The sequence below is a fragment of the Paenibacillus alginolyticus DSM 5050 = NBRC 15375 genome (genome assembly GCF_000422905.1).
In the GTDB taxonomy this organism is placed as follows: domain Bacteria; phylum Bacillota; class Bacilli; order Paenibacillales; family NBRC-103111; genus Paenibacillus_E; species Paenibacillus_E alginolyticus.
Window position 1 is genome coordinate 1 of the sequence record NZ_AUGY01000148.1, and the last position, 11,551, is coordinate 11,551.

General features: G+C 45.1%; 12 protein-coding genes and 2 pseudogenes. 1 reads left to right on the forward strand and 13 read right to left on the reverse strand.

Going from position 1 to position 11,551, the window contains the following annotated elements:
• Positions 1-209 (forward strand): annotated as a pseudogene (locus G519_RS51170) (IS110 family transposase); the annotation flags it as partial.
• A 147-nt stretch (positions 210-356) separates the two neighbouring features.
• Here G519_RS51170 and G519_RS0135685 read toward each other — a convergent pair.
• The 13 genes and pseudogenes from G519_RS0135685 to G519_RS51805 form a co-directional block, all read right to left on the reverse strand.
• Positions 357-731, reverse strand: coding sequence for a VOC family protein (locus G519_RS0135685; RefSeq protein WP_029198668.1), 375 nt, complete (start codon positions 729-731; stop codon positions 357-359).
• Positions 732-903: 172 nt separating this feature from the next.
• Positions 904-1,488: an RNA polymerase sigma factor gene (locus G519_RS46215; RefSeq protein ID WP_051253986.1), complete on the reverse strand. Its 585-nt coding sequence runs from the start codon at positions 1,486-1,488 to the stop codon at positions 904-906.
• Between the two features lie 295 nt (positions 1,489-1,783).
• Complete coding sequence (locus tag G519_RS0135695) at positions 1,784-2,989, reverse strand: CynX/NimT family MFS transporter (protein WP_051253987.1); 1,206 nt, start codon at positions 2,987-2,989, stop codon at positions 1,784-1,786.
• Positions 2,986-3,921 (reverse strand): DMT family transporter, encoded by a 936-nt coding sequence (locus G519_RS46220; RefSeq protein ID WP_051253989.1) that lies wholly within the window; start codon positions 3,919-3,921, stop codon positions 2,986-2,988. Before G519_RS46220 ends, G519_RS0135695 begins: the two co-directional genes overlap by 4 nt.
• Before the next feature lie 207 nt (positions 3,922-4,128).
• Positions 4,129-4,845: an SDR family oxidoreductase gene (locus tag G519_RS0135705; RefSeq protein ID WP_029198670.1), complete on the reverse strand. Its 717-nt coding sequence runs from the start codon at positions 4,843-4,845 to the stop codon at positions 4,129-4,131.
• A 24-nt stretch (positions 4,846-4,869) separates the two neighbouring features.
• A complete protein-coding gene (locus G519_RS0135710) occupies positions 4,870-5,901 on the reverse strand; it encodes an NADH:flavin oxidoreductase/NADH oxidase (protein ID WP_029198671.1) in 1,032 nt (343 codons plus the stop codon).
• 34 nt (positions 5,902-5,935) lie between these two features.
• Positions 5,936-6,379: an ASCH domain-containing protein gene (locus G519_RS0135715; RefSeq protein WP_028557746.1), complete on the reverse strand. Its 444-nt coding sequence runs from the start codon at positions 6,377-6,379 to the stop codon at positions 5,936-5,938.
• 138 nt (positions 6,380-6,517) lie between these two features.
• Positions 6,518-7,384 (reverse strand): SDR family oxidoreductase, encoded by an 867-nt coding sequence (locus G519_RS0135720; protein ID WP_029198672.1) that lies wholly within the window; start codon positions 7,382-7,384, stop codon positions 6,518-6,520.
• 92 nt (positions 7,385-7,476) lie between these two features.
• Complete coding sequence (locus G519_RS0135725; RefSeq protein WP_029198673.1) at positions 7,477-7,893, reverse strand: Rrf2 family transcriptional regulator; 417 nt, start codon at positions 7,891-7,893, stop codon at positions 7,477-7,479.
• Between the two features lie 108 nt (positions 7,894-8,001).
• A complete protein-coding gene (locus G519_RS0135730; RefSeq protein ID WP_029198674.1) occupies positions 8,002-8,721 on the reverse strand; it encodes a 3-ketoacyl-ACP reductase in 720 nt (239 codons plus the stop codon).
• A 290-nt stretch (positions 8,722-9,011) separates the two neighbouring features.
• Entirely contained in the window at positions 9,012-9,560 is a 549-nt protein-coding gene (locus G519_RS50860) for a hypothetical protein (protein WP_029198675.1), read from the reverse strand.
• 942 nt (positions 9,561-10,502) lie between these two features.
• Complete coding sequence (locus G519_RS46225) at positions 10,503-11,063, reverse strand: DUF4269 domain-containing protein (RefSeq protein ID WP_051253991.1); 561 nt, start codon at positions 11,061-11,063, stop codon at positions 10,503-10,505.
• Between the two features lie 263 nt (positions 11,064-11,326).
• Positions 11,327-11,551 (reverse strand): annotated as a pseudogene (locus G519_RS51805) (carbonic anhydrase); the annotation flags it as partial.

The following is an 11,551-nucleotide window of genomic DNA, read 5'->3' on the forward strand; positions in this document are numbered from 1 at the left end:
CACGTAAAGGTGGTCGTAAAGCGGCTGTTGCTGTTGCACACGCCATCATGAAGATCGCCTATCATCTCTTAACTCGCAACGAAGATTACCGAGATTTAGGTGCTGATTATTTTGAAAAACGTCAGCAAGATTTCATCGTTAAACAATCCGTTCGTAGGCTAGAGAATCTTGGCTTTACAGTAACAATCGCTGCTCCCAACGCCTCATAATACCTCACTCATATTAAAACATGAGACGCAGCCTTTTGAAAAAAACGTCATAGCTGCGCCTAATTTGGTATTGCCATTTTTAGCTCTCAGCTATGTGAGATTTTCAGGGTAGTTCAACGGAACGTCAATATAGCTTGTTTGTAGGCCTTAGTTCACTACCCCATATCTGTTCCCATCAGGATCCTGAATTGAAAATCCTCGCATTCCGTCGAACTCCTCAATCTCACCAACATCGGCTCCTCGCTGCCGCAGCAGGTTATATGCCGACTCAATATCGTGCGTATGAAAGTTAAAATACTGTCCTACACCATAATCATTTTTAGGAAATGGTTTTTGTTCAATGTTGTAGGAACGAACGAGGCAAAAAATGATTTTGTTATCATTCATCATAGTCACAGTAGCGTTCGGATCATCTTTATGCCTGATTTCAAATCCTAACACACGGGTATACCATTCTGTTGATCGTTTCAGGTCGCTGACCGGGACGAAAATACCAACACCAAAAAATGGACTTTGACTCATTTTGAAGATCTCCTCCTTAAGTATTAATGTGAACTTGACTAATAAACGACACATTCACCGAAAACCAAACAGAGAGTTTAAAAAATTTTTTCCGTCACCAAAAATTTATTCCCGTCTGGATCTTCTAAATAGAAAGCGATCCTCCCATTTACCAATTGGATGTTGCTGATTTTCACCCGTATCTTGACCAGTTCGAGGTAACTCCTGCATATCGCACTAAGGTCTCTCTGTTTGAAGGCATTGACGAGGCTATCCAAATCCAGTTGTGAGGCATACGATTTCGGAACTTCCTTCTAAAAGGATCTGAGCTAGGTTCCTCTATTCGACGGGCCAGCTTCTTTAATCTCAATCGTGCACGCCCCAGAGTCACCTGGACAGTCCCTTCCGCTTGTGATAAGAACTCGGCGGTTTCTTTCGCAGTAGAATCAAAAACATCTATGAGCAACAAAATGACTAAGGCCCGTGGTGATAACCGGTGAGCTAATGCTTCCAGCAGCTCTCGTGTAGATAGCTCCCCATCATGAAATGATGTATCATTAAAAGCCGTATCTGTGGTCTGGATGCGGCGTTTATCCATTTTTATTTTATCTTTCCATGCGTTTGAGGCGATTCGATACAGATAAGCCTTTGATATCATACGTGAAGGATCCGATTTAACCACCTTATACACTTTAAATAGAACCTCTTGCGATAAGTCATCTGCATCCCACTGATTATGGGTAATATGCAAACAATACCGATATATGGTTTGTTCCATTTGCGTTAGCTCTAGAGTAGATATGTAAATTCACCTCACCTAATAACCTTTTCGCCAATTACCTTAGTTTTCCTTTTACATATAAATTAAACTGACCGTTACTTGAATAATGAACAACAAAAAGAGGAGCTGCCGCGAGGTAAGTCCGTTAGTGTAACAAATTTCTATTCATTTTATTTGCGAAAAAGTCTCAACATAACACCCAGTAAGAAAACCGTCCTTGCGGACGGCCTCTGACGATTGAGTTCAGTTTGGCGAGTGGGAGGAGGTTTATGCCCTTTATTAAGTCAAAAAGTTAGCTTTCCTGAGAAACGTAAGCGTTGCGCCCAGCTCCTAGACCGACAAGAAGCAAAAGCACGCTGACGATTACAAGAGTCATCAAGGATAACGACCAAGCATGCGTGACATCATGAAGAAATCCGAACAGAATCGGACCGGCCGCCGCCAGAAGATACCCGACCGACTGAGCCATCCCTGACAATTCCGCCGCTTGCCTGGAGTCCTTTGTTCGAAGTCCGAAGAAAGCGAGAGCCAAACTAATGCTTGACCCTACGGCGATTCCAATGCAAATCATCCATAACCATGTCAATTCCGTATTCCCCGTCAGCAAGCCAATATATCCGATAAGGTGGAAGAGAACGGTCATCGCGACAATACCTCTTTGGTTCTTATTCCGGGCAGCAATAATCGGAACGATAAAAGAAAACGGAAGACTAATGAACTGCATTCCAGCTAACATCCATCCGGCGGTAGCGATGCTCATTCCCCGCTCATGAAGCAGCTCCGGTAACCAATTGGCATTGATATAGAACAGAAAAGATTGCAGACCCATGAACAAAGTAACTTGCCAGGCCAGCTTCGAGCGCCAGACAGAGCCTCCTTTAGCTGGAATAGAGGCATAGGTGCGGCGATTCCGCAGCTGCGGCAGCCAACACAAAACCGCGAGTCCTGCTAACAATGCCCAGCACCCTAATGACCCTCTCCAACCTAATCCGGCTCCAACCGAGAGAGGTATGCTTATTCCGGAGGCCAGCGCTCCGAATATATTCATGGATGCGGAGAAGGCTCCAGTCATGGGTCCAACTTGGTCAGGAAAGTCCCTTTTAATTAAACTAGGCAGAAGCACATTCCCAACCGCAATTGCAAGCCCAATGACCAGAGTCCCAACAAACAAAGCCGTAACGGAGGGTAACGATCGCAATAGGATGCCTGCCGTTAACAATACCAAGCTTGCCATCAAGGAAGATTCCATCCCTATCCGGTGCGCTATTTTGGGTGCAAGCGGAGAAAGGATGGCAAAAGCGAGCAGCGGCAAAGCACTAAGCAGGCCCGTAATTGTATTAGACAAATGGGTTTGGGAATGAATATATCCAACCAACGGACCCAGTCCAGTGATGGGTGCCCTAAGATTCGCTGCAATGAATAAAATCCCCAAAATCAGCCAAACTATATTGGCTCGGGAACGTACGGCTACTTCTTTATTAACGTTATCAATAATCAAAGCGAATACCTCCTCCTGTCTTCCGTCTCTAAGTTGTCTTTACGAGGCCGGGATAAGCTTGATTTGGGCTTGCGATTGACCAGATAAATGCTGATTCCAATGAGAACAAGCCCGACCAAAAGGTAGCTGGAAAAAGCTTCGTTCAAAAACAGCACGCCGCTAATAACGGAGATGACCGGGACGAGAAACGTATAAGAAGCAACTTTGCTGGCATCGCCTGCATTCACTAGCATGAAATAAACAACCCAAGAGGCCGAAATCCCAACAACGATCCCAAATACAAGTCCAAATAAATAATGCCCATTCCACACGATATCCGACCATTTTTCCGTAATCGAACCAACAGAAGTCAGCGCGATTCCCCCGATTGTACATTGAAAGGCCACCAGCCAAATGGAATCTATCCGCGAGCTCACTTTTTTGACATACACCGTGCCGATAGCCCAACTGAATGCCGTAATAAGCGCCAATACGATACCCAGGACAGCTATATGCCCCGATAACCCTCCCGCGCTTACAGCCGCCACGCCAAGGACCCCGATAATCAAGCCCGTTACCTTTAATCCCGTCATCAATTCTCCTAACCATAACCAGGCCAAAATCCCGACAAGGACAGGCTGAAGATAAACGATAACCGAGAACAATCCCGATGGCATATGCATCATCCCGACGGTCTGCAGCCCATAGAACAGAGCGACGTTAAACAGGGATGAAGTCAGATAGACCGGCCAGTTTTCTTTCCAGCGTATTTCTTTCCGTTTGGACCAATAGACGACGATTAATAATATTCCTCCGATCAACGTGCGCAATCCGGCGAATAGAAGAGGAGGCGTATATTCAAGAGCGATTTTATAAATAGGCCACGATATTCCCCATACAATAACAAGAAAAGTGACCAGACTTATGGTTTTGGATCGTGATAATTTCTGCATGTTGGCTACCATTCTCCTGTTCTCTAATCTAATTATCCTAAGAATCAATCATACGCCTCTTTTTTTTAGTTATCAAATTACTTTTTTTAGTTATCCTTTTTTTGAATATATTGGTTAATACTTGTTTGAAAAATAGGCCATGAACTCTACTCGCGTAGATATTCATGACCTTCTCAGTGCATCTTTAATATGTTTTACGTACTGAGTTTAGGACAGGAGCGCCCCGCCCTCAATCAGGATAACGGAGCCAGTGGTGAATCCGTTTTTCGCAAGGTAAACATAAGCTTCGGCAATATCTTCCGACTGCGCGATCCGTCCGACAGGCAATTGGCGCGCAATGGCGTTGAACATGGATTTCCGGTCTTCCTCCGGCATACCTGCGTAGACAGGCGTATCTACGATTCCGGGAGAAACCACATTGACCCGAATCGGGGCAAGATCCACCGTCAATCCCCGCATTAAACCCTCCAACGCCGAGTTGATCGCAGCCAGCGTGGATGCCCCCTTCGGAGGCCGTTTGCCGTAAACGCCGGAAGTCAAGGAGATGGAACCTTCTTGGTTCAAATAGGGGATAGCCGCTTTAACGGTGATATACTGGCCCCAGAACTTGCTGTCGAAAGCAGTTTGCGCCTGTTCAACCGGCAATTCGCGGAACTCACCCATCGCGCCTTCGCCCGCGGTGATCACCAAGTGATCAAACTTGCCAACCTTTTCGAAAAATTCCGCGGCTTTCTCTTCACTCCGAAAATCCAGCTCGTAAGCTTCAACATTCCCGCCAAGCGTTTGTTTGGCTTCCGAGAGCTTGGCAGCGGAACGGCTTGCGATAACTACCTTTGCCCCTTCATCCAGAAATGCCTTGGCAGTCGATAATCCAATACCTGATGTGCCTCCTACAACTATGACTCGCTTCTCTTTCAATGACATTCGGATAGCCTCCCTATTTTCCCATTAATGATAAGCCCGCTCATATTGCTTTGGAATGGTGGTATATTCACTTCTAAGCGATTTAGCAGCATGGATAGTCCAGTAAGGATCTCGAAGCATGCCACGGGCGATCGCCACTAAATCCGCTTCTTCGCTGCAGATGACGGATTGAGCAAGTGCCGGGTCCTCAAGCATGCCTACAGCTACGACGGGCACCCCAAGAGCCTCCCGAATTTTGCGCGCAAAAGGAACTTGATAACCTGGGTAGTTGCCAGGCTTTCTTTCCCCTACGGGTCCTTCCCCGCCAGAACTTACATGAAAGACATCTACACCTGCTGCATGGTAAGCTTTAGATAACTTAATGGCATGTTCCATACCATAACCCCCATCCGCGTACTCTACGGCAGTGATTCGGAAAAATAACGGCATATCTGCAGGCATTTCCTTTTTGACCGCCTGTATGACCTCTACCCCAAATTTGGTCAGGTCTTGTCCATACGCATCTTCGCGTTTGTTGGTAAAAGGGGATTGAAACTGATGAATTAAATATCCGTGCGCCCCGTGAAGCTCAATCATATCTACGCCTGCCTGAACAGCCCGGCGGGCTGCATCAGCGTAGAGCTGTACCATCTGATTTACCTCATCGACTGTAAGTGCACGGGGCATCTTATAGCGGGATCCCGGATATGGTATAGCGGAAGGGGCCACTGGCTCTTTAGCATCTTCCGCTTTTCGGCCAGCATGAGCAATTTGAATCCCAATCTTGGCCCCGTGAGCATGAACCCCATCAATAATTCTGGCAAATGCCGGAATATGGTCATCGGACCAAATCCCTAAATCAAAGTCGGTTATTCGACCATCCGGCTCAACGTCCGTCATTTCCATGATGATCAAGGCTGCACCGCCAATTGCGCGGCTATGGTAGTGAACATAATGCCATTCGTTGGGTTTGCCATCCCTAGCGGTTACGGAATATTGGCACATGGGGGCCATGACTACCCGATTTTTCAATTGTAAACCTTTAATTTCATAAGGAGAAAATAAGTGATTGGTCAAGTCAGAACCTCCATTAATTGATTGTTTACATAGGTCATATCATCAACTCTTCGCCTATCGGATATTCCCATAGTCCCAGTTTTCCCTTCACTGGAATATAGGGCTTCAGCAGACGGAAACCCGCTATTTCCCACGCAAAATAACCTGGACTGTAATCGCCTAACAGGAAGTCATCCCCCGTCACGACCTTCCCGCAATCCAGAATGGCTGACGTATGATTAGCGTCGATGACTTGATAACAATTCGTAAGCTCGCAAGTTGCAAGGATAACCCCCGTAGGGAGGTTTTGTTCCGTATAGCCATTCTTGGCGAGTAAAGAACGGATGGGTTCATATTTGCAGGCCTGCTTATCGACTTTCTGGCTTGCATGAATGGCCAACGGTCCGCGATACCGGGTCTTCCAGGATCTTGTTTCATAGAGAGTCTCGCCTTGGACAAGCAGAGTCGCCCACGGTTGAATCATGGATAATACTTTCATTCCTCTACGCTCCATTACTGTTCATAATGAAGTACTATTCCCCAAACATTCTCTAGACTTTCCATACACGCATAAAAAAGACGCAATCCCTCCGGTCGCATTAGACCTTCGGGAACAACCTCTGTTTCGCACGCTCAATTAAGCCTGAATTTCGTTTACGATTTGACGTAGACCCTCTTCGAGTGACGTGGCCGGACGTCCAAGCAGCTTCTGAAGATCATTGCTCTCGACTTCCAATGCGCCATCGCGAATCGCACTCTGAATTCCAACCAGAATCGGAACGACCGGTTCAGGTACACCTACGCTGCTCATTATGCTGGCATAAGTTTCGTCATCCACTTGTTGAACGGGAACTTCCCGGCCCAAGACACCGGCAAGGACAGAAGCTAGCTCTTCTTGTGTAGCAAGTTTGCCGGACAGCTCATACACGGAATTCTCATGGCCAACGCCCGCCAGTACGGCTGCAGCTGCCTGTGCATAATCGCCACGGGTCGCCCAGCCTACTTTGCCGGATCCCGCCGAAGTCAACCAAGGTGCTCCTCCAAGGACTGCTTGAATGCTGCTAGTCTCGTTCTCCAAGTACCAGTTGTTGCGCAGGTAGGAATAAGGAATCCCCGAGTTTCTGATGGCTTCCTCAGTGGCACGATGCACCGGCGCAAGGAATATCGTGTTCTCGCTAGCGTTTCCTAAACTGGTATAAGCAATGAAACCGACATTAGCGCGCTTAGCAGCCGCTACAGCCGCAGTATGCTGGCGAGTCCGAGTTTCGTTGTCGCCGTCCGTGGAAACGATCAAGAGGCGGTCGATACCTGCGAACGCTTTATCTAGCTTATCCGGCTGTTCAAAATCCCCAAGCCTTACATCAACGCCGCGAGCTCGAAGGCTCTCCGCTTTCTCCGGGTTGCGAACGCTGACGGCAAGATCCTTAGCCGGTACGGTTTCCAATAAAGTTTCTACTACAAGTGATCCCAATTTCCCTGTTGCGCCTGTCACCAAAATTTTCATCGTAATTCCTCCTATAGTATGAATCTAATAATCACAGTCGTTATAACTACTTTGGTTACAACGACGGCATAAAAAAGCTATAAGAGCTTTTATTACACAAACTGAGAAGCTAGCTGGCTTAAGTTCACTTGAGCCAACCTTTGTTCCATCGCGGTTTGGGCTTCCTTCATTTCCGAACGAAGAGCCGCTTCAATATTCCGGCCAACCGGGCATTGGAGATTCGGTTCATCGTGAAAATTAAACAGTTGACCGTCCTCGATGACTTCCACGGCGCGGTACACGTCCAGAAGCGTGATCTGATCGGAATCCTTCAGCAAGAAAGCGCCGCCCACCCCGAGACGAATGTCTACCAAACCCGCCTTCTTAAGCATCCCCATTATCCTGCGGATTATAACTGGATTCGTATTCACGCTGCCCGCTATGAAATCGCCGGTACAATCTTTGGAGCTAACGGCGATCAGAGAAAGGATATGGACAGCAATGGAAAATCTGCTACTAATCTGTTTCACTTTAGCATCACCACCGTTGTAACCATTGCAGTTACTTCGCGACAGAATGTCAACCCATAACCCGACCAAAGTTAATTTTCGAGTTCATAGTCCCATTCGATTCCAATCTTATTGAGGGTTGGTTGTCCAAATTCCAGCGGCTTTGACGAATACACGCTGTGGTAATTTTAAAGTCATCAGAATCAACTCTGCCACATCCTCCGGCTGCATCATCCGATCCTCTTCCCCTATTTTCAACCCTGCATTGGATGCCAGCTCGGTGTTAACGGTACTTGGTGTAAGGGCCGTTACCCGAATATTGGATTTCCGTACTTCCTGCATAAGGGATTCGGTCATTCCGATCACCGCAAATTTGGAGGCGCTGTAGGCGGAAGCAGTAGCGTTTCCGCGCTCGCCGGCGGAGGAAGAAATATTAATAATAGAACCGCTGCTTTGTTTCAGCATGGCAGGCAGAGCAGCACGAGTTACGTAGTAGGTCCCAAGGACATTCGTTTTGATGATATTCTCCCACACATCGGGATCCATATCGAGCAGTGTACCGAACTGCGCCATTCCCGCATTATTAAGCAAAATATCGATGGACCCGAGTCTTTCGATCAAATTGGAAACGGCGGCGTCCACTTCAGCCTTAACAGATACATCAGCGCTTGCAATAAAAACTTTAATTCCATAAGTTCGGGTCAATTCTGCCTGTAAGGACTCCAAGTCGCTGTTCGTTCTTGCCATTAAACCAAGCTGTACGCCTTCTGTGGCCAAAGCAATCGCAGTCGCCTTTCCGATTCCTTTCCCCGCTCCGGTAATAATTGCTGTCTTATTGTGCAATTCCATGAACATCTCTCCCATTCAATCGTTTAATTGATCCAATCTGGACAAACTGAAAAAAGATGATTTTCAGCATCTCTCAGCTCCTGCTCATTAACAATCATTATTCCCATTTTTGGTGTTGAGCATGTGCTTCAAAATCATGCAGTGAAAAAGTAAGTTGCTACAGTTATTTTAACTATTATACAATAAGAAAAACCGTCCTTGCGGACGGCCTCTGGCGATTGAGTTCAGTTTGGCGAGTGGGAGGGCAGCAAGGTGGGCTACGATTGCCTTTTGAACTTGTGTACATTTGATCATATTTTTATTGGTTTGAACACAAGATTCAAAGGGCAACCGCTGACGCTTCTCCGCTCCACCTTCCCGCCCTTTCTGTTCAACTTTGGATTAAGGAGTTTTGTTCTCCATATTCTCTTCCTCTGTCTTTGCTGGAAGGACATCTTCAATCCTGTACTCATATCCATGCACACCTTTGTAGAATTCCGGGTACATCTCTCCGCCACAGCTTTCACAGCCGAACTTGGGCGGTACTGATTACCACCAATTTTATTCTCTTTGATATTTACATCATTCGATTTAATCAATTCTAATGGTTTGAAAGTTATTTTCTCAATGTAATCTTTTCGAAGTGTTGCCTCATCGTTTTGAAAAGTAAGGACTTTAAAATTACGTTGATAATTCTTTAAGAAGCTTTTTGGTATTACAGCATTTTTTAAACTTCCATCTAACATCTCTGGAATTAGGTAATTACCGTCATAACAAGATGTACAATAAAACAAAGCAATCGTTAATCCATTCCACCGATGCTCTTCTGGGAGTTCAATTTGGAAAAAGAATGTTTGCATAGAACCACATAGAGTACACGTTGGGAGAGCAATGTATTCTGGAATCCTTGGGCTTCCACCTATGTATGAATTTATTTTCGTTTACCTGAATCCACTACTTTGAGAATGTATGAACAATTCATGATTTCCCTCTTCCGATCTTGTTAAGATTTATAGTAGTAGTTGCAAAAAGCAGGAACCAACCAAGTATTAATTACTTATACCTAATACTAATACTATCATAGGGGAGAGCTAGTTGTGTTAATCTGCTCGTTACTTGAATGAAAACAGGGAGCGGCTGCCACGGCAGTTTGCTCCCTGTTTAGTTTAGCAATGACTTATAATAACTTACTTCTTAGGTTTACTTAGTGGAAGAATTATTTCTTCATGTCGATTGAACACGACTTTGTAAGCCTCAATTATTGGAATCATATTTCGAATCTCTTCCTCAGATAACCCACTGGTATTTACGTTGAATTTTCCATTAAACTGAACTTGTTCGCCAGATTTCAAAATTTGACCTCTTCAAGAGGCATGACTTCACCTATCAATACATCATGACCTCTTCTAGTTAGGATAGGCTCTACGGAGACGATCTTGAACGTACGTTTCGTTGGGTTATCAAAAGATACTGAGTAACTTACTTTCTCCATCCTTCACAGGAAATTGGCTGATTACCTCACCATTCCCCCCGATGTAAAAAAGTGTAGGGCTCTCCCCTACATTATCTGCACTACCCGAGATGAATTTAATAAGAAATATTATTATACCTAAAATTAAAAACAAAAAACCTATGGACTTTTGTTTAAAGGGGAACGTCCTGTGTATTTGACGCATTCATTAACCTCCTTCAAGGCCACGATTATACCATATATTGGAACCAACCTGCCCGTTAGGTGAGCGAAAGGCTGCCGATCGTGCCGGCAGCCTCCCATTGCTGTGTTTTGAACAAACGTTACCCGCTTAATTGATTCTCCCAATTTCCCTTCCAAGAATAAGAAGTTCATCATAAGGGTCTCCTGTTAATTCGAAAACTTGAGCAAATGCTGGCTCAGTCTTAATGCCTTTTTCCTTAAGGCTTATAATCTTACTTCTTATGTGGGGATTCTTTAATAAAAGGTGATTTTCAATAATCATATGCCGATAAGCATTTTGTTGTTGAACTGGGCTTGGTTGAGCAAATAGTTCGAATTCAAAACCTCTAAAGTGAAAGTTTGACACGATTGTTGGCACACTTCTGACCACTAACTCCCTTAAAACAAACCCATCTAAGTTCCCATAAAGTGAATAGACTTCATCTTTTAAAACCTTTAAATCATATACCTCCAGAATAATGTCTAGGTCAGACCCCTTCACATCAATCGAAATTGGAATGGTACCGCAGAGTGTAGGGGTATATCTAGACAGGTCATTGAGAATATTGAGTTCTTTGATTACTTGATAGGCTCGACGCTGAACTTCATTTCCTGACTGAGGTAATTTATTGTGTTGAAAAAAATAATACTCCCCCCGAACTAAGCTGATTCACATCATTTATGATTGCAACAAGTCCCGAGCTTCTATGCCCTAAATAAATACGATCGTTCACCAATCTGTCTCTCTTCATGCTAGATGCTCTCAAAAAATTATACCACATATTGGAACTATCCTGCCCGTTAGTTGAGCAAAGGCTGCCGATTTTGCCGGCAGCCTTTGCTTGATAGTGTATGTAACTAACGTTTCTCGATAGCTAGTATTCCCAGAATAGCGTTTCGTGATCTAAGAAGGCTTCATTCAATTCGGATTCCCTACGATTCCTTATGTTTATAACCGTCCACTATTAAATCCAACTTTCCTGTTTCCGGGTCGATTACAAGGCCATGAACTGGAATGTGTTTTGGCAGGAGGGGATGGTTCTTGACCGTTTGCACACTTCCTTTGACGGAATCTTCAACACTATCGAAACCGTGTAGCCACTGTTGCAAATTAATTCCGGAACTTTCGAGGGTGTCGATAGTTTCGGAAGATATGCC